Origin of the sequence: Melioribacter sp. (assembly GCF_049325435.1) — a bacterium.
In the GTDB taxonomy this organism is placed as follows: Bacteria; Bacteroidota; Ignavibacteria; order Ignavibacteriales; family Melioribacteraceae; genus Melioribacter; species Melioribacter roseus.
Genome location: NZ_JBMOLD010000014.1, coordinates 155,701 through 173,797, shown reverse-complemented (window position 1 = coordinate 173,797; position 18,097 = coordinate 155,701). Strand labels below are relative to the sequence as shown.

Here is an 18,097-nt window from a genome sequence, read left to right as displayed (position 1 = left end):
TACCTTTTTGTGATATATGCGAGAAGACCGCTCGCATTAATTAATTAAACCCTCCCGGCAACAGGTCATCAACTTGAATTTCTTTCCTCAAACTCGTTAAAATTCTAATACGGAAACCGATTGGTCTATATATTAACTCAATAAATATTTATTTTAGAAATCAAATAAAAATCGATTGTTATGCGAAAAACGGCAATTCTTATGTTTCTTCTTGTCGCAGTCTGTTCGGCGCAGGAACTGAAAATCGGAAGATTAAAATACAACGGCGGAGGCGACTGGTACAACGATCCCTCGGCGGAGGTAAATTTACTTAAATTCATCGGAGAAAATACCTTTATCGAAACCAATCCGGTTTATGAATTTGTCGACCTGTCGAGCGGTAATATTTTCGCTTACCCGATTCTTTTTATGACCGGGCACGGCAATGTCGTCTTTTCCGAAAACGACGCCCGAAAGCTCAGAACTTATCTTACGAACGGCGGGTTTCTTTATGTGGACGACGACTACGGACTCGATAAAGGCTTCCGTCGCGAAATTAAAAAAGTTTTTCCCGATAAGGAACTCGTCGAAATTCCGTTTGATTACGGTTTATATCATTGCGTTTTCGATTTCAACGGACCGCCCAAAACACACGAGCACGACAATAAACCGCCGCGGGGCTTCGGAATTTTCGTCGAAGGCAGGCTCTGCCTCTATTACACTTACGAATCGAATCCGAGCGACGGATGGGCCGACCCCGAAGTTCATAACGATCCGCCGGCTAAAAGAGAAGAAGCGTTGAAATTCGGCGTCAATATTATTACATGGGCTCTGATCAATTGAGATGAACGAAAAGATAATTCATATAAAGAGCAAACTGAAAAAGTTTCTCGTTCGCGAAATCCTCGTCGAATTATCGGCGGGACTATGCGCTTTCCTTTCGTCGCTCGTTCTCATGACGATTCTTCTCGCTATTTCGGAAAACCTTTTCCGGTTTTCTTCTCATTCAAGAACAATCCTCTTTTATTTGTTTATTGCCGTCGCCATTATCTCGTTCGGATATTTCTTTCTTCTACCGGCAATAAAAAAAATAATTTCGTATTTAAATCCCGATTACGATTCGCTGGCAAGAAAAGTCGGCAATTTTTTCCCGTCGGTAAAAGACGAACTTGTAAACGCTCTCGAATTGATCGAAGAAAAAAATCCTTCTTACTCCGGTCAACTGATAGCCGCAGCTTTCGATAAAATATACGATAAAGTAAAAGCTCTCGATTTCAATTCCGTTATCGATACCCGTTTATTAAAAAGGCGTTTTCGGGTTTTGCTGATATTGTCGATTGCGTCGGTTTTATTGTTTTCAGCTTCGAATGATATGAGAGCGTCTTTTGCGCGCTTGATTAATTACAACGTCGAATACGCCGAGCCCATGAAATTTCGGTTTGTTATCGAACCGGGTAATTATAAAGCCGTCAAAGGCGAAGAAATCAATATATCGATTAAAACAACCGGCGAAAGTCCCGGGCGTATAAATCTTTACATAAAGACCGACGCCGACGCAGAATTTGCCGGATATCGCCTGCAGCCGGATTCCGCCGGAATTTTCCATTACCGGATTAAATCGATTTTCCGATCCGCAATTTATTATGCCGCAGCCGAAGGAATCGAAAGCGAAGTTTATCAAATCGAAGTTACGGACCCTCCGTTTATAACCGCGCTCGATTTAACAATAATTCCGCCGGCATATACAAAACTTTCGCCCGAATATCGAAACAACGACGGCAACGTAACCGCGCTGCCGGGCAGCCGGGTAAATTTGAAAATCGAATCTTCCAAACGAATATCAAAAGCGGAATTAAAATTTGAATCCGGTAAAAGAGTTACGCTAAAACATTCGGGCAGCGGCGCTTCGGGCGGCTTTACCGTATCGAACAACGATAGTTACATTATTTCACTGAAAGACGAAGAGGATAATTTTAACAAAGACCCGATTACTTATTTCGTTAAAACAATCGAAGACGAACCGCCGTCGATCGAAATGGCGGCGCCGGACGAAGACGTCAAATTAAACAACAATCCGGTCGTGCCGTTGATCGTCCGCATAAAAGACGATTACGGATTTTCGCGTCTGCTGTTGAAATACCGGCTCGTCGCTTCCAAATACCGCGCAGCGGAAGAATCTTTCAACAGTAAGGAATTGAAAACAGGCGGAGGAAAAGAAGAAGAAGTTTTCCACGCCTGGGATTTGTCGCCGCTCGTACTCGCCGAAGGCGAAAGCGTTTCCTATTATCTCGAAGTGTTCGACAATGATAATATAAACGGGCCGAAATCCGCCCGGACAAAGAGTTATCTTATTACCGTTCCCTCGCTCGACGATTTATTCAATAACATAAACGAAGCTCAAACAGAATCTTTAGAAGAACTCGAGGAAACTTTGAAAGAAGCCGAAACTCTCGGAAGGGAATTGCAGCGGATAAGCGACGACCTTAAAAAGAATCAAAAGGAAATTTCGTGGCAGGAAAAGGAAAGAATCGAATCCGCCGCAGAACGCTACAAAAACCTGCTCGAAAAAGCCGAAAAAATCGCCGATAAGATTTCCGAAATGAAAAACGAAATGATGAAAGAAAATCTCCTTTCGGAAGAAACACTTAAGAAATACGAAGAGCTGCAAAAATTAATGGACGACATGAACAGCGAAGAGATGAAAGAAGCTCTCCGCAAACTGCAGGAGTCGCTCCGGAGCTTTATGAGAGATAAAACTCAATTATCCGCCCAGGATTTGAAACTGAACGAAGAATATTTCAAGAAAAGTCTTGAACGGACGATTAATCTGCTCAAACGGATTCAAGTCGAACAAAAAATCGACGAGCTTATTAAAAGAACGGAAAATATAGCAGAAAAGATCGACGAACTTCAAAAGAAAACCGAAGAGAGCGCTTTGTCGGATTCAAAGCAGAGAGAAAACTTAATACAGCGGCAAAACGACATTTCGCAGGAACTCGAAAATCTGAGAAAAACGATGGAAGACCTGGAAGAAAAAATGGAAGGACTCAATAACGTTCCGAAAGAAGAACTCGAACGAGCCATCGAAGAATACTCAAAACAGTCGAACGAAAAACTTTCCGAAGAAGCCCTCGAAAAGCTCCGTCAAATGATGAAATCCGAAGCTCTGAAAAATCAACGTCAGCTTTCGTCGAATATGAAAAACATGCTCAAAGAATTTCAAAATCTGCAAAATTCAATGCAGCAGATGAATCAGGTGAAAACATTGCTCGACATGATGAAACTGCTCGACGATTTGTTGACTCTTTCGAAAGAACAGGAAAAGTTGAAAGAGGAAACCGAGAAATTAGATTACTCGTCGCCCGAATTCAGCGAAAAGGCTAACAAACAAAATAATTTGCAAAGCGGTTTGAACAAAATTCTTCAGAAGATGACAAAAATGTCGCAGGAAACATTTGCAATTACTCCGGAAATGGGCAAATCGATCGGCAAAGCGTTTGCAGAAATGCAAAATTCCACATCGGCGTTGATGTCGCGCAATTCCGGAAGAGCGGTTCAATCGCAAACCGCCGCTATGACAAGTCTGAACGAAGCCGCATCGATGATTAAAACGGGTATGGATCAAATGATGAACGGCGGACAGGGCGGCGGCATGATGAGCCTGTTCCAGCAATTGCAACAGCTTTCCCAACAACAAATGAATTTGAATCAATTGACGCAAAAGCTTCAGCAGGGCGGGCTTTCGCAGGAAATGATGTCGCAATTAAAACGTCTGGCTCAGGAACAGGAGCTGGTAAGAAAATCACTCGAACAGTTGAACCGCGAAGCGAAAGCCTCCGGTCAATCGAAACGGCTCGCGTCGAATCTCGAAAAGATTCTGGAAGAAATGAAAGAAGTCGTCGCCGATATGCAAACCGAAAAACTCAACGACGATTTGATTCAAAAACAGGAGAGAATTCTTTCCAGATTACTCGACGCCCAACGCTCAATAAACGAACGCGACTTCGAAAAGAACAGAACCTCTCAATCGGGAAAGAATCTCGAAACGGAATCGCCCGAGCCATTGAACCTTTCCGACGAAGAAACTCGCAACCGCCTTCGCGACGAATTGATGAAAGCCATCAACGAAGGATATAAAAAAGACTACCGGGAATTGATAAAAAAATATTTCGAACAGCTCGAAAAATCGGGTTCGGTTAAATAGTCCTTAGTCTGAAATCGGCAACGTATAAATTATTGTCGATATCCGCAGCCAGGGGATTAATATCGAATTCCGCGACCGCAGGATTTTCAATCATCATAATCGCGCAATTTCGGATTATTTCAACTAGCGAATCGATATCGACTCCGGATTCGCCCCGCACTCCCTTGATTATTTTTCCAATTTTAGTCTCCGAAATCATTTCGTAAATATCGTTTCTGCTCGAGTAGCAGGATCGAATCGATGTGTCTTCCAGTATTTCAACGTACTTGCCGCCGGCGCCGAACATAATAACGGGACCGAATGACCTGTCGCGAAAGCCGCCGATCAGAAGCTCGTGTTTGATTTTCAAATATTTTTGCACGAGAAAACTTTCCGCTTTCAACCCGTTTTTTTCGAAGCTTTTTTCAATCTCTTTTGCTTTTTCGATCAACTCATTTTTATCTTTAATGTTCAGGCAAACCGCGTTCAACTCGCTTTTATGGATTGCATGTTCGTTAATTCCTTTAATTACCGCAGGAAAAAAATCATCGTTGATTTCCGTAAGTTCATCATATTTCAATATTGCGTTTTCGATCAAAGGCAGATTATATTTTTTTGCTGTTTCATTCAGCTCGGTTTGCGTAAGGTATTTTCCCTTAGGTTTAATCAGGTTTGTTACTTTTCTGTTCAGAAGTTCATGATATTCTCCGCGGTCGGCATTAAGCTTCTCAAGACGATTGTTGTAGAAGAATATATTCGACAATATTTCGGGAGCGTCTTCGGGATTTCTGAAAACCGGTAATTTCAATTTCGAGCTTGTTTTGTAGCGTACCCAGAATTCCGGCAAAGGCATCGTTGTGTGTATAACCGGCTTGGTTGTATTGTCTTTGTTAAAATTGTTATAAATCGCTTCGGCTATTTCAAAAGGTTCAACCATCACCGGTTCAACAAAAATGGTGATTACGGCGTCTACGTTTTCGTCTTCGATCAATAATGCCGTAACGTTTTTATATGTTTCGTCGTCGCCCGAAGGCAAAAGATCGACCGGATTTTCGGCGCTTCCTTCGGGATGAATAATCGATTTGACTTTTTCTTTCGTAGAATCGTTTAAACGAGCAAGTTTAAGTCCTCTTTCCTCGAGTTTGTCCACGCATAAAATTGCGGGTCCGCCCGCATTGGTTACTACCGCAATGTTTTTGCCTTTAATTGCCGGAAAGTTTTCAAAGCCCTTTGCCGTATTGAACAATTCGTTCAACGTTTTAACTCTGATAACTCCGAACTGTTTTAATAGGGCGTTGACAATTTTATCGCTGCCGCTGAGCGCGCCGGTATGAGACGAAGCGGCTTTCATACCGCTTTCGGTTCGACCGGCTTTCAAAACAATAACCGGTTTTTCGACTTCGCCTTTTATAAACGGCAATAGAAAATTTAGTCCGTCGTCGAAACTTTCGAGATAATATGTAAGTACGGCTATGTTGTCGTCTTTCTGCCAGAAACCGAGAAAGTCGTTTTCGTTGAGGTCGGCTTTGTTTCCGATACTGATAAAATGAGCGAATTTTATATCGGTTTCCCTAATTGTATTGAGCACTGCCGCTCCGAGAGCGCCGCTCTGCGAGAAGAATGCGATTGAACCGGTTTCGGGTTTCTCGGCTACAAATGTTGCATTAAGTTTATAACCGGGCAGCGTATTAATTACTCCCATACAATTCGGACCCACGAGCCGCCCGCCGTTCTTTTTTATTAAATCGGAAATCTGCTTTTCGAGTTCGGCTCCCTCTTTGCCAACTTCACGGAATCCTGCCGTTATCAGAATTATTGCTTTGACATTCTTTTCTATCAGCTCTTTAACCGAATCCGCCACAATGTTTTTGGGGAGCGTTACAATTGCAAGGTCAATCTGTTCTTTAATTTTCTTAATCGAAGCATAACATCGATAAGCCAGAATTTCATCGACTTTCGGATTTACGGGAAACACTCTCCCTTTAAAGCCGTAGTCTCTTATATTTTTAAGAATTTCGTAACCAATACTTTTCGGTTTTGAGGACGCTCCAACTATGCAAATCGATTCCGGATAAAAAAATTTGCTTAGCGTTTCCATCCAATCCTCTTTTTTGTATTTAAAATAAGAAAGTGCGTCTTTAAATTGAACCTAAAAAGAATAAATGCGCTTGTATTCATTAAATAAATTATTGAACCGTGAATAAAATCCCGGCATATATAATCAACTTGGCGGTTTCACAATTATAAACTCAAATAGGCATTCTCCTTCATTAAGAAAACCGACCGTAATTAGCCATACGCCAATCCCGATTTCCAAAAATATTCTTATTTTTGCGTTTAATTTATCGTTTAAGAAGTCAAATAAATCGGGGAATAAAAAAATGAGCAAGAAAGTAGTAACCTTCGGCGAGATAATGCTTCGTCTTTCTACGCCGGGATACACTCGTTTTGTCCAGGCGCAGAATTTCGACGTAACATTCGGCGGCGGCGAAGCAAACGTAGCTGTATCGTTGTCGAATTACGGATTCGAGTCGTATTTCGTTACAAAATTGCCGAAACACGAAATCGGTCAAAGCGCGGTAAATCATCTGCGCCGTTTCGGGGTTAAAGACGACTACATAGTACGAGGCGGCGATCGTATCGGCATTTATTTTCTGGAAACGGGCGCCAGTCAGAGAGCTTCGAAAGTAATTTACGACAGGGCAAATTCGGCGGTCGCTCTGATGAAAAAGGGGGAAGTCGACTGGAAAAAAGTATTCGAAAACGCCGCCTGGTTTCACTGGACGGGAATAACCCCGGCTCTCGGTAAAAACGCGCAGGAAATTCTCAACGAAGCGTGCGAAACAGCCAAATCGATGGGAGTTACGGTAAGCTGCGATCTCAATTTCCGGGCTAAAATGTGGACTACCGAAGAAGCTCAGGCTGTAATGAAACCGTTGATGAAATATGTAGACGTATGTATTGCAAACGAAGAAGACGCCGAAAAAAGTCTGGGACTTAAAGCCGATAAGACAAACGTAGAAGCGGGCAAACTCGACGAAGAAGGATATTTTAACGTGGCAAAGAAACTGAAAGAGACATACGGTTTCCAAGCCGTTTCAATTACTCTCAGGGAAAGCTATTCGGCGTCGCGAAACGGCTGGAGCGCATTGTTGCTCGACGACAAAGACTGCAAAGAACCGTACCGCTCGAGAAGATACGACATCGATATTGTCGACCGTGTGGGCGGCGGAGATTCGTTTGCAAGCGGTTTGATTTACGGTCTGCTTACAAAAGAAAACTCAAAGGAGGCTCTTGAATTTGCAGTCGCCGCCTCTTGTTTGAAACATACGATTCCGGGCGATTTTAATCTTGTAAGCGTCGACGAAGTGGAAAAATTAATTAAGAGCGGCGGCTCGGGCAGAGTGGAAAGATAGAATTTAAAGCGGGGAATTTTCCCCGCGTTTTTTTCTATTAATAAACTACTCCATTAATCTTTTCATAATTGCTTCGTAATCGTCTTTGTTGTTCATATTAAAAAAAAGTTCGTCGCTGTAAAATTCCAGTCCTGCCGGATCGATGATTGTTGTATCTGCGGCATCTAGAAGACGATGAAGGGACTTATGGTTTCCGCGGCTGCCGGTCTCTTCAAGTATGTTTTCTATTAAGGGCAGTAGTTTTTTATTGTAAATACCAACCAGCGGCTGCAAATATCCTGCGGCTCGCGAAATCAGAATATCGCTTCGGGATTCGTAATTCAAAAAATATTCTATCATTTCCGCGCTCATCAACGGCACGTCGCAGGAGATGACAAAATTCTTTTCGGTTGCGGAATTTTTCAAAGCGGAATGAATGCCGGCAAGAGGTCCGCTGTTTCTATATACATCTTCCGCGCTTTTCAATCCCAGAAATTTATACTCTTCCGGATCGTTTGTACTGAGGATAATCTCCTCGAAAAACGGTTCCATCAACCTTAAAATAATTTCAATAACCGTAATTCCGTTAATTTTCAGCAAAGATTTATTCTCGCCCATACGCGAGCTTTTGCCGCCCGAGAGAATAACGCCCGTGATATTTTGTCTTTTTTTCATGCGTTCGTCAAATTTTTATACATTTTACGCTGTCGCCTTTTTGAGGATTGCGAATTTCCTCCGGTAAAACAATGAGGCAATTGGAGGCGCTCATTTCGACCAGATTTCCCGACGACTGAGAGAACTCGGACGTAACATTCCATACACCGTTTTCTTCGTATAATATTCCTCTGGCAAAATGCCTCTTTCCGTCCCGTTTTTTCAAATTGTTCTGTAAAACCGCAGTAATCAATTCCGTCTCTTTTTGTTTGAATAAATAATCGATTGCCGGCTCGATAAACACTTTATAATTCACGAGCGACGAAACCGGATTGCCGGGCAACCCGAATATTAATATTTTTTTGTCGTTATTTTCAAAGACGCCGAAGTAGATCGGTTTGCCGGGTTTGATATTAACTTTCCAAAATTTTCTTCGCACGCCGAGTTCTTCGAAAACATCTTTTAAAAAGTCGTATTTTCCCACTGATACGCCTCCGGTAGTAATCAAAAAATCGATATTCGATTCCAGCGTGCCGCGTATCTTTTCTTTAATTAAATTTCTGTCGTCTTTTACGAATCCGAGATTCAATGCAGAATGATTCTGTTCCTTAACGGCCATGTACAAAGAATAAATATTCGACACTCTTATTTTGTCGTTTGCCGGTTTTTCACCAACCGGAATCAATTCGTCTCCCGTGGCAAGGACTGCAAATTTCAACTTAGAAAATACTTTTACCTTTTCCCTGCCGCAGCTTGCAATGGCCGCCGCTGTTTGGGGTTTAATTTTTGTAAACGCGGGCACGGCGATTTTGTTTAATTCGAGGTCGCTTCCTTTGCGGCGTATGTTCAATCCTTTTTTGAAAATAACGTCCGGTTTCAGGCGTAATGTTCCGTTGTTTATTTCGACATCCTCAACCGGAACGACAGTATCGGCGTTACCAGGAAGCTTACCGCCCGTTGTAATCAAAACCGCTTCGTCTTCGGATATTGCAACGGGCGAATAATTCCCCGCGGAGATTTCGCCCTTCACGTTCCACTCGTTTCTTTCTGAAAACACAAGCGCATAACCGTCAACGGCGGAATTATCGAACGGCGGTAAATCTACGTCGGCTATAACGTCTTCGGCAATTATTCTGTTATACGAGTCGAGCAGATCAATTTCTTCAATGCCCGGCTCCAGTTCCGAGATTTCTCTTTTAATTATTTCCAGCGCTTCAGAATAATTAATCACGCTTTTTCTCTTATTATCTTTCAATGTTTGTTGTTTTATTGTATCGGCAGAGAGACGAATAATTATATCACATAATTTCTATTCTGTCGCCTTCGAATATTTCGCCGCCTCGTATTACTTTTGCAAAGATACCTTCGCGCGGCATAATGCAGTCTCCCGCTTTCACAAAGATTGCGCATTTACTGTGGCACTCTTTTCCAATCTGAGTAATTTCGAGTATTGCTTCTTTCCCAATTTTAATACGCGTTCCTATTTCAAGCTTTGGCAGTTCGATAAATTCGGTCGTAATATTTTCAGCAAAAGCTCCCGGTCGAAGGCGGGAAAGTCCTTTTTTTCTCATCACATCGATACTTTCGAGCGCAAGAAAACTTACCTGCCGGTGCCAGTCGCCCGCATGAATATCTCCTTCAATGCCGTAATTTTCAATCAACTTTGCCGACGGAACGTTAGTTTTGGGAATTCCTTTTTTCTTGCTGATTGAAATGGCGACAACTTTACCGCGCGGATCTATAGAACGCAGGCTCGCCTGATTGGGCTGATTTTCGCTGATTTTTAGATTCGTGTTAATCTGCTCAGCCTGCTTCTCCGGCGTGCGGGTCTGCGTCTTCCGGGTTCTATTTACTCCTAATAAAATTTCCACTTTTACCTCCGGTTTTACTCAATAATTTAATTTCGCCGATGACCGTAGATTTGTCGATCGCTTTACACATATCGTAGACGGTAAGCGCCGCAATTGACACGGCTGTCAGCGCTTCCATTTCAATACCCGTTTGAGCGTTTGTCTTTGCGAACGATTTTATTTCGATCGTTTTCTTCTTGCGGTTTAATTTTAATTCCACGTCGATTTTAGATATAAAAATATTGTGGCAAAGCGGGATCAATTCGCTTGTTTTTTTGGCAGCCTGAATGCCCGCGAATTTGGCGATCGAAAGAACGTCGCCTTTTGACACTTCATTGTTTTTAACCGCATCAAAAACCTCTTTCGACACTTTTACTTCGGCATACGCTTCGGCAGTTCTAACTGTAATTTCCTTGCCTGTAACGTCAACCATATTAGCTTTGCCTTTGCCGTCAATGTGCGATAATTTCTTTTTCATCCGCCTATGCTCATCATATTGTTTTGATTTAATTCCGCCAATTCTTTCGCGCCCGGATGTTTCATCCATTTCGAGTTCAACGAATTAAGAATGAAATTAATGATTGTTTCGTCGCTTGTCGATTCGCCGGACAGCAAAGATTTCAAACTTAATTCCGAGGGATTTGCGAACAGACAATTTTTAATTTTTCCCGTTGCCGTAATACGCAAACGGTTACAGCCGTCACAGAAATGATCCGAGATCGAACTGATGAATCCGAGTTTTAAGTTTTCTCCTTCCACGAAAAAATCTTTGGATACTTTTCCGTCGCCGTCTATTTCTTTAAGGGAATATTTTTTTTCGATTTGCGTTTTCATCCCGTTCCAGCTAAAGAATTTGGAATCGTCCCATTGATTTCCCGTGAACGGCATATATTCAATAAAACGAAGCGTAATGGGATGGGATTTGAAGTATTCAACAAAGTCTGTCAGCTCTTCATCGTTAATATTTTTAATGACAACTACATTCACTTTAACGGATTTGAAATTTAGTCCGGTTGCTTTTTCGATTGCCGAGAGCGTTTGAACAAAGTAGTCTTTCCCCGTGATTGCAATAAATTTGTTTCTATTAAGAGTATCAAGACTGATATTGAGCTTATCGACCCCGAAGTTTTTGAGCGATTCGATTTTGTCGGACAGTCGAGCGCCGTTTGTTGTAATTCCGATTTCGAATCCGTATTGTTTTTTTAATGGATAAATCATTTCAAAAAATTCAATTACATTTTTTCTAATGAGCGGTTCGCCGCCCGTGAAGCGAATTTTCTTTACTTCCAGATTCTTGACGAGTATGAGTATTAAACGATACAATTCCTCATAAGAAAGAATGGACTTGTTTGTATCGTAGCGCGCATGCGAATTAGAAGGATTGCAATAAATACAATTGAAATTGCACTTATCAATCAACGATATACGGACGTAATCGTGAATTCTTCCAAATTTATCTGTCAGTTTCATATTGTTTTTAAGTTAATTATCAAATTGCGCTTTAATTTACAGCAATACCATTCCAATAATCGCGGCGATAATCACTACGTATGCCGGGTGGAGCTTGAAAAAGACAACGAGCGCAGCGCCGACGCCTAGAATCAAATATTCCTGCCAGGTTCCTCCGTTTTTGACTGCGTATTGATACATGATTGCCGCAATCATTCCGATTACGGCATATTTTATTCCGTTAAACGCTTTTGCGACAAGAATGTTTTTTTCGTAAATCGAATAAATATATGTGAATAAGAGTATCAATACGGCGGGAGTAAGAATATTGCCAAGATTGGCGGCTACGGCTCCCGCAATGCCGGCGGTTTTATAACCCGTATAGGTCGCAAATTTAATCGAGATGGCTCCCGGAAAAATTTCAACCATACCGAGCACTTTCAAAAATTCATCCTGCGTAAGCCATTGATGATTTTTAACAACTTCTTTTTCAATCAAAGGAATCAACGAGTAGGCGCCGCCGAATGAAAACGAGCCGACTTTTACAAATGCCCAGAAAAGATTTACCAAGCTTTCGATCATTTTTTATTCTCGAGAATATCGTCTATCCAGCTCAACGCAGCCATCATCGAGGGCAATCCGATAGTGGGCAACGACAGCAAAGCTACCTGTCTCATTTCTTCCGGCGCGCAGCCGGCTTTAAGAGCTTTTCGTGCGTGTGAATGAACCGCGCCTTCCAAACGAGCGCCGGTCGATATTGCAAGTTTGATTAATGCACGGGTTTTTTCATCGAGCGGACCGGCAGAGTGAACCGCATCGCCCAGCGATTCGTATGCTTTTGCCACTTCGGGATAATCTTCCGTGAACTTCAGATATCTTTTCGGTATTTGCGACATAATTCTAATCTCCTTTATAAATGTTTTATGTAGTAAATGCATAAATAATATTTCTGCAATAATTGCATATATCTGGATTCCCGCTTGCGCGGGAATGACATTACAATATCAAAAAACCCCGCTTTGCGGGGCGGGGTTTTAAAATATAGACTTATCCTAATTAATCGCTAATCTATTTTAACTCTCCTTTGCAAAGCGTTCTGCCGAACTGAATCGGCGAACCGGCAGGTTAATCCCGCTCTAAGCGGAACAAGTCCGTTTCCAGACCTACCCTATCGGTTGCATCTCATAGAGTAGAACTCCTTAGAGGATGCAACTCGGAGAAAAGAATTCAAAGAACAGTCAAAATTTACTAAATTTTTATGAGTTTCACTTTAGTGTCATAGAACGAAACGCTACCGCCAACGGGATCAACCAAACAAGTGTTGTTTCGTAATGATGAATCAGTCCACATTGCTGCATTAGCGTGTACGCCTTTAGCTCTGCGTGGATCACCTTTAATTGTTTCGCCATCAACTTCAAAATCTGCAGCACCTGTTGCCCAATGACCGAAGCCCAACACAAAAGAAATTACACCAGGTCTCATGGTTTCAGTTAAAATTGCTTTTCCAACGATATCTCTAACTTTTCCATTTTTAAAGTCCCACTTCCCTTCAGTATTTGTCGCACTAATAACTTTTACCATATCATCTTTTCTTATACCTAATCTTGCCGCATCTTTAGGATTAATCATTATTCCGTTTTCAGGCATAATTGGTTGCAACCAGTAAGCAGCGATTGTTCTTGATTTCGTTTGAGTTACAGTTCTATGTGTAATTAAATGTAAATCGTAACCTTCTGAAATTTTATCTACACTCTCTTGAGCATAATTCATTATTGGAAGATACTTAGCATAGCCGTAGTAATTCTTCCCTGTCGCTGCATATTTCTTTGTTGCCGTTTTTTCTTGATAAAGATTCAGCAATGCAGCGTAACGATGTTTAAGTTTATCGCCATCAAAAGACTTATCGTGTTCTTCAAATCTTCCTCCACGATTGAGAATATAGACGACCTTACGCCATTTGTCTTCACCAACTATTTGCTTCCATCTCTGTTCATCAAAAACGGATTTATCAAGGTGTCTGCGCGCTTTTGAAAATACTTCAAGTTCCCTGTCGTCTGCATCCGGAACAGGGGATTCGGTATAAGCAAGATTTGCAATTGCTCTTAGATAAAGATCATCAGGTTTAGTTATATCCAATCCCTCGCCAAGTGCATTTTTTCCAAATGCTTTCAAGCCAAGCTTTTCATTCAAACCCATAAATAAAGCTTCCAAACTGCAAGGAATTTCTTCTCCGTAGACTTTAACTTTTTCCGGAATAGCAGAAATTACCGGTTGACGAACATTTTCAACTTTAGACGGCATATTCGGGTGTGAACCCTGAAACTCCCATCTTTCAAGATATGAAAGGTCAGGAAAGATATAGTCGGCGTACATTGAAGTTGAACCGATGATTATATCGCTGCAGAAGAACAAAGGAAGTTTATTTACATCAGCAAGAATTTCTATGTTTGTGTGACCTGCCGGCAATGCATAAGTAGGGGCTCCCATATAGAAGAACAAAGCTTTTATTGGATAAGGATACGCTTCTCCTATGCTTGGAATAATTTCCTCATAAATATCTGAAGAGAGTGGATACCAGTTTCGCTTGGCGGGATAGCCTTCGAAGAGTGTTGTTTTATCGTAATCAACACCGTGACGTATTGAACTGATTCCAAAAGCAGGAATCTTATCCTTAACTTTTTTCAAATCAAATACACCGCCTTTCGAACCATCATACTTGTAAGTAGACGCTTTACACATTCCGCCGGCCCAGTCGAAATTACCGAGAAGCATATTGATTGACATCCAGCTTAGAACATTATAAAAGCCGTTAGTATGTTGTGCCGGACCGCGATGAATATCAACTGCAGCTTGTTTGCCATAGCTTGTAAGTTCGCGTGCAACTTCAATAACATCTTTTTCAGTTACTCCGGCAATTTCACACCACTTTGTAATTGAATTTTCTTCAGCAGATTCTTTTAGAATTTGCAATCCGGATTTAACTCTTACTTTCTTTCCTTCTTTATTTGTTAATTCAGTGTCAACAAACAAATCACCATAAACAGGATTTTTTTCATCATTAGGATCAACCCAGGTTGGTTTGCCATTGACCATCACCACCATAAACTTTTCTTCATATTCAATTTCATTAGTCTTGTCTTTCGGGTCTTCCATCTTTCTTTTATCAGCTGACTTCAAACCAAAATCTGCTGCGCGAATTAATTTTCCGGGCTCACCGTCTTTTATTTCAACTAACCAGGTTGCGTTTGTCCAGCTTGTTTCATTGGTTTCTTTTGCAGCTGCTTTGTTTGCATTGCGTAAAAACTTTTCGTCATAACGATTGTTATTTATAATCCACTGAATCATTGCAAGCGCAAGTGCTGAGTCTGTTCCGGGTTTTATCGGAAGCCATTTGTGAGCTTTACTTGCTAGTTTGGAAAATCGTGGATCTGCAACTGCAATTTTTGTATAACCCTTTGCAAGGTTTTCAGTTAAACGAACTGTTCTGTTTGTTGGTCCGTAATTAGCCTCAAATAGGTTAGCACCGACAAACAAAACATACTTCGCGTGTTCAAGATCTGCCTGCCAGTAAAATTTTTGACCGCCAGTGAATTTTCCGCCTTGATATTGTTCGCTGATTGCTTTGCAGGTAAAGTATAATGAGCCCTGACAAACAGTTGTATGTCCGTGTAAGTTTGTTGTCCCGAAAGCGGATTGAAAACGAGAGAAGAAGTCTTTTCTTCCGTTTTTCAATCTACCAAAAGCCATAACGAATTGATTATTTTTTGGTCCCAAATCAGGATGATCGGGGTCAATTAGTTTATCAAGATTATCCTTATGTTTTTCTTTGAAAGCTTTAATAAGTTCTTGTTTCTTTGCTTTATCTTTTTCATCCCAAATAGCTTGAATATCTTCTGCCATTGCTTTTGCAACATCGGCATCTCGCAAAGCCATAATATCTTTCAATCCTTCAACTACGCGGTTTTCTTCTCCGGGAACATTCGCAAATAATTTTCCACCTTCAACTATTTCCTGAATGGCTTGCTCAAATGGAATTGTAATCCATTTGTTTTCACCTCTTTTGCCTGCTCGTTTTAATACTTTTCTAATCCTATATGGATCGTAAGCAATTTGAACACCGGCTTGACCTTTAGGACAAAGAGCGCCGTCAATTCTTGCAGCTTCATCAATGTCGGTTTTCATTGGCAGATGCGGTACCATTGTCCACGGATTGTACGGATTGCCATCGATCTTTGCTAGTACTCCATCCTGAATTTTGGCTTTTATTCCGCAACCGGTGTTACAATTCAAGCAGACAGAGTAAATAATATTTTCTGGATTGCTGAATGGATAATCAACATCAGGTCTTTTACTTTTAATAATCATTTGCTGAGTTTGAGCGGAAGCTTTTTCGCCACCAAAGATTGATGCGAGAGCGCCGCCGCCAAGCAAAGCTCCCTTTGCTAAAAAACTTCTTCTTGATTTGTCTATTAATTCCTGTTTCATAATTCTGTTCCTAATTTCTTTTTAGTAAACTGTGAAAGAAACTTAATACCGAAATAAACCAAAGCAACTCCAAATGCGCCGATGAACAGAGCAATAAGGTATTCATTCAATGTTGCCGAGTAATCGAACCTTAATCTTTCGTGATAGAAAGCCTCTTTTAATCCTTTAAGTTCTGCTACGGCTTGTCCCGGAATTAGAATATTTAATCTTGCAGAAACAAAAGTTACAGCAACAATAAAAGCTCCGGTTCCAACCGTCTGATATGTTTTACCCTTTAATAAAAGATAAAGCGCTACTAATGCTCCACCTAAGTGAACAAACCAGAAAACCCACCAGAAAGGACCAAACAGAATAAGTTCAACAGCTTCCCGAATGTGTGAATTAGGCGACCAGAACACCAAACTGTATTCTGCAAATTCTGCTACAAAGTAAAAAATAATTCCACCAATTATTGTGTATCTGAGCATCTTGAATGGTTGATGTGTTAAATCGAATTCTTCATAATGTAAAAATGTGTAAACGAGCAGCAACACAGCGCCGCCGGATGTGATTGCAGAAACCAAAAATAAAATTGGCAGCAATGGAGAACTCCAGAATGGTTTTGCATCCACAACGCCAAAGAAAGCTCCACTTTGACTTGGGAACGCAATCGAAAACAAAAATCCCAATGACATTAAAGGAAGAATCCATCTTTTCTTATCGTGAAAATCTGTTTGTTTTGCTTTATTCAAAGTCAGATAGAAAATCACTCCGGCAGTAATAATAAAGAAAGTGTACATCCACGCATTAAACGCCATCATTGAACCGAAGTTTGGAGCATAAAGTATTCTTGTAAATCTGAAAGGCTGTCCGAGATCTAACCAAATAGCAAACAAACCTGTGATTACAGATGCAACGGAAACAATAATTACAACTCTGAAGTTTTCTCTGAATCCTGTTAAATTAAAAATATAACCCAGGGTTCCCAGTGCAAAGACGCCACCGGCAATTCCAACAAAATGAAAATAAAGTGCAACCCACAAACCCCACGGGACATAGCTTCCATAGCCGGCCAATCTTTCACCCGTTATGAACTTCATAATAAGGGCAACAAGACCGATTGAAAAAACAACCATCCAAATTTTGGATAAATTTTTATAAGTTCTTTCTAACATAATGCACCTCAAATCAAATAAATAACTGATGGTTTAGTACCTTTTTCTTCGAGCAACTTAACTTGATTGTGTTGCCTGGCCATTTCAGCAACTAAAGAATCCGGGTCATTCGCATCACCGAAGTAATTTGCTCGACCAACGCAGGTTGATACGCACATTGGAAGCTCTCCCTCATTCAATCTGTGCAAACAGAAGTGGCATTTGCGTGCATTGCCTATTGGAGAATTATGACCTTCGCGATTCCAGCTTTTTCCATACTCATTGCTTGACAGCAATTCATAAGGTTGAAGTTCGGGCGTATCTTCTGTATAGTATTCTCCGAAATCACTTGTTCTTGCGCCATAAGGACAAGCTGAAATACAATATCGGCATCCTATACATTTGTCATAATCAATCTGCGTAATACCATCGGGTCTTTTCCAGGTTGCGTTAACAGGGCAAACAGCAACGCAGGATGGTTCTTCGCACTGCATACAAGGTCGAGGGAAAAATCTTAATTGTGTATTGGGATATTCGCCAATTTCTTCCTGGACCACAGGACGATAAACGACTCCCGGAGGCAATTTGTTTTCTGCAATACAGGCGACTGTACAAGCGTGGCAACCGACACATTTGCGTGTGTCTATAACCATCATCCATCTTCTTTCTTCGACAGGCTTAGCGAGAGCTTTTTTGAGTTCCGCCTGCATTCTGATTAGTATATCTGATTTTTCGTTTATCTCAACTGTTTTGAATTCGGGTATATCACGAATAGTTTCTTTGCCGGTTGGAACTTCCGGCGGAGGGCTTAAGCGGGAAGCCGTTACAGCAGCAACTGAAGCCGCAACACCACCGCCAACAACTCCGGCTGTTCGCAAGAAATCCTTACGGGAAATCTCTTTGCTTAATAAACCTTCTTGTTTTTTTTCTTCCGTCATTATTTTTATCTCCGTTTATTTTCTTCGCACT

The 18,097-nt window shown here is 41.3% G+C and carries 14 protein-coding genes and 1 riboswitch; of the genes, 3 read left to right on the top strand and 11 right to left on the bottom strand.

Annotated elements, in window-relative coordinates:
• Positions 1-180: 180 nt before the first annotated feature.
• Together ACOYVE_RS11880 and ACOYVE_RS11875 are read left to right on the top strand one after the other, a co-directional pair.
• On the top strand, positions 181-822 hold the full coding sequence (locus ACOYVE_RS11880) for a DUF4159 domain-containing protein (protein WP_014855762.1): 642 nt from the start codon (positions 181-183) through the stop codon (positions 820-822).
• A gap of 1 nt (position 823) precedes the next feature.
• A complete protein-coding gene (locus ACOYVE_RS11875) occupies positions 824-4,183 on the top strand; it encodes a DUF4175 family protein (RefSeq protein WP_422882140.1) in 3,360 nt (1,119 codons plus the stop codon).
• Here the strand turns inward: ACOYVE_RS11875 and ACOYVE_RS11870 are convergent.
• Complete coding sequence (locus tag ACOYVE_RS11870; RefSeq protein WP_422882139.1) at positions 4,176-6,260, bottom strand: acetate--CoA ligase family protein; 2,085 nt, start codon at positions 6,258-6,260, stop codon at positions 4,176-4,178. The two genes, ACOYVE_RS11875 and ACOYVE_RS11870, sit on opposite strands and share 8 nt — an antisense overlap.
• 283 nt (positions 6,261-6,543) lie before the next feature.
• Between ACOYVE_RS11870 and ACOYVE_RS11865 the strand changes: the two genes are divergently transcribed.
• The gene (locus ACOYVE_RS11865; RefSeq protein WP_014855759.1) at positions 6,544-7,578 is read left to right on the top strand and encodes a sugar kinase; all 1,035 of its coding nucleotides are present in this window, start codon (positions 6,544-6,546) and stop codon (positions 7,576-7,578) included.
• A 45-nt stretch (positions 7,579-7,623) separates the two neighbouring features.
• Here the strand turns inward: ACOYVE_RS11865 and mobA are convergent, their stop codons facing one another.
• The 10 genes from mobA to ACOYVE_RS11815 all read right to left on the bottom strand — a co-directional run bounded on the left by mobA (position 7,624) and on the right by ACOYVE_RS11815 (position 18,066).
• Positions 7,624-8,232: a molybdenum cofactor guanylyltransferase gene (gene mobA / locus ACOYVE_RS11860; RefSeq protein WP_014855758.1), complete on the bottom strand. Its 609-nt coding sequence runs from the start codon at positions 8,230-8,232 to the stop codon at positions 7,624-7,626.
• Between the two features lie 7 nt (positions 8,233-8,239).
• The gene (gene glp, locus ACOYVE_RS11855) at positions 8,240-9,442 is read right to left on the bottom strand and encodes a gephyrin-like molybdotransferase Glp (RefSeq protein ID WP_422882138.1); all 1,203 of its coding nucleotides are present in this window, start codon (positions 9,440-9,442) and stop codon (positions 8,240-8,242) included.
• Positions 9,443-9,509: 67 nt separating this feature from the next.
• Complete coding sequence (locus ACOYVE_RS11850) at positions 9,510-10,082, bottom strand: MOSC domain-containing protein (RefSeq protein ID WP_422882136.1); 573 nt, start codon at positions 10,080-10,082, stop codon at positions 9,510-9,512.
• On the bottom strand, positions 10,057-10,539 hold the full coding sequence (moaC, locus tag ACOYVE_RS11845) for a cyclic pyranopterin monophosphate synthase MoaC (protein ID WP_422882135.1): 483 nt from the start codon (positions 10,537-10,539) through the stop codon (positions 10,057-10,059). The genes ACOYVE_RS11850 and moaC overlap by 26 nt, the downstream gene beginning before the upstream one ends.
• Entirely contained in the window at positions 10,536-11,531 is a 996-nt protein-coding gene (gene moaA, locus ACOYVE_RS11840) for a GTP 3',8-cyclase MoaA (RefSeq protein ID WP_422882134.1), read from the bottom strand. Before moaA ends, moaC begins: the two co-directional genes overlap by 4 nt.
• Before the next feature lie 36 nt (positions 11,532-11,567).
• Positions 11,568-12,092, bottom strand: a complete 525-nt coding sequence (locus ACOYVE_RS11835; RefSeq protein WP_422882132.1) for a chromate transporter — start codon at positions 12,090-12,092, stop codon at positions 11,568-11,570.
• Positions 12,089-12,406 carry a carboxymuconolactone decarboxylase family protein gene (locus ACOYVE_RS11830; RefSeq protein WP_422882130.1) on the bottom strand — a complete coding sequence of 106 codons (318 nt, stop codon included), beginning with the start codon at positions 12,404-12,406 and terminating at the stop codon, positions 12,089-12,091. The genes ACOYVE_RS11835 and ACOYVE_RS11830 overlap by 4 nt, the downstream gene beginning before the upstream one ends.
• A gap of 167 nt (positions 12,407-12,573) precedes the next feature.
• A riboswitch (molybdenum cofactor riboswitch) is annotated at positions 12,574-12,741 on the bottom strand.
• Between the two features lie 17 nt (positions 12,742-12,758).
• Positions 12,759-15,995 (bottom strand): molybdopterin-dependent oxidoreductase, encoded by a 3,237-nt coding sequence (locus ACOYVE_RS11825; protein WP_422882128.1) that lies wholly within the window; start codon positions 15,993-15,995, stop codon positions 12,759-12,761.
• Complete coding sequence (gene nrfD / locus ACOYVE_RS11820) at positions 15,992-17,149, bottom strand: NrfD/PsrC family molybdoenzyme membrane anchor subunit (RefSeq protein ID WP_422882126.1); 1,158 nt, start codon at positions 17,147-17,149, stop codon at positions 15,992-15,994. The genes ACOYVE_RS11825 and nrfD overlap by 4 nt, the downstream gene beginning before the upstream one ends.
• 8 nt (positions 17,150-17,157) lie before the next feature.
• Entirely contained in the window at positions 17,158-18,066 is a 909-nt protein-coding gene (locus ACOYVE_RS11815) for a 4Fe-4S dicluster domain-containing protein (RefSeq protein ID WP_422882124.1), read from the bottom strand.
• Between the last annotated feature and the right edge of the window lie 31 nt (positions 18,067-18,097).

What these genes read in the sequence shown, in the direction of transcription:
- ACOYVE_RS11880 (WP_014855762.1), top strand. Translation starts at nt 181, where the DNA reads ATGCGAAAAACGGCAATTCTTATGTTTCTTCTTGTCGCAGTCTGTTCG.
- ACOYVE_RS11875 (WP_422882140.1), top strand. Translation starts at nt 824, where the DNA reads ATGAACGAAAAGATAATTCATATAAAGAGCAAACTGAAAAAGTTTCTC.
- ACOYVE_RS11870 (WP_422882139.1), bottom strand. Translation starts at nt 6,260, where the DNA reads ATGGAAACGCTAAGCAAATTTTTTTATCCGGAATCGATTTGCATAGTT.
- ACOYVE_RS11865 (WP_014855759.1), top strand. Translation starts at nt 6,544, where the DNA reads ATGAGCAAGAAAGTAGTAACCTTCGGCGAGATAATGCTTCGTCTTTCT.
- mobA (WP_014855758.1), bottom strand. Translation starts at nt 8,232, where the DNA reads ATGAAAAAAAGACAAAATATCACGGGCGTTATTCTCTCGGGCGGCAAA.
- moaC (WP_422882135.1), bottom strand. Translation starts at nt 10,539, where the DNA reads ATGAAAAAGAAATTATCGCACATTGACGGCAAAGGCAAAGCTAATATG.
- moaA (WP_422882134.1), bottom strand. Translation starts at nt 11,531, where the DNA reads ATGAAACTGACAGATAAATTTGGAAGAATTCACGATTACGTCCGTATA.
- ACOYVE_RS11835 (WP_422882132.1), bottom strand. Translation starts at nt 12,092, where the DNA reads ATGATCGAAAGCTTGGTAAATCTTTTCTGGGCATTTGTAAAAGTCGGC.
- ACOYVE_RS11830 (WP_422882130.1), bottom strand. Translation starts at nt 12,406, where the DNA reads ATGTCGCAAATACCGAAAAGATATCTGAAGTTCACGGAAGATTATCCC.
- ACOYVE_RS11825 (WP_422882128.1), bottom strand. Translation starts at nt 15,995, where the DNA reads ATGAAACAGGAATTAATAGACAAATCAAGAAGAAGTTTTTTAGCAAAG.
- nrfD (WP_422882126.1), bottom strand. Translation starts at nt 17,149, where the DNA reads ATGTTAGAAAGAACTTATAAAAATTTATCCAAAATTTGGATGGTTGTT.
- ACOYVE_RS11815 (WP_422882124.1), bottom strand. Translation starts at nt 18,066, where the DNA reads ATGACGGAAGAAAAAAAACAAGAAGGTTTATTAAGCAAAGAGATTTCC.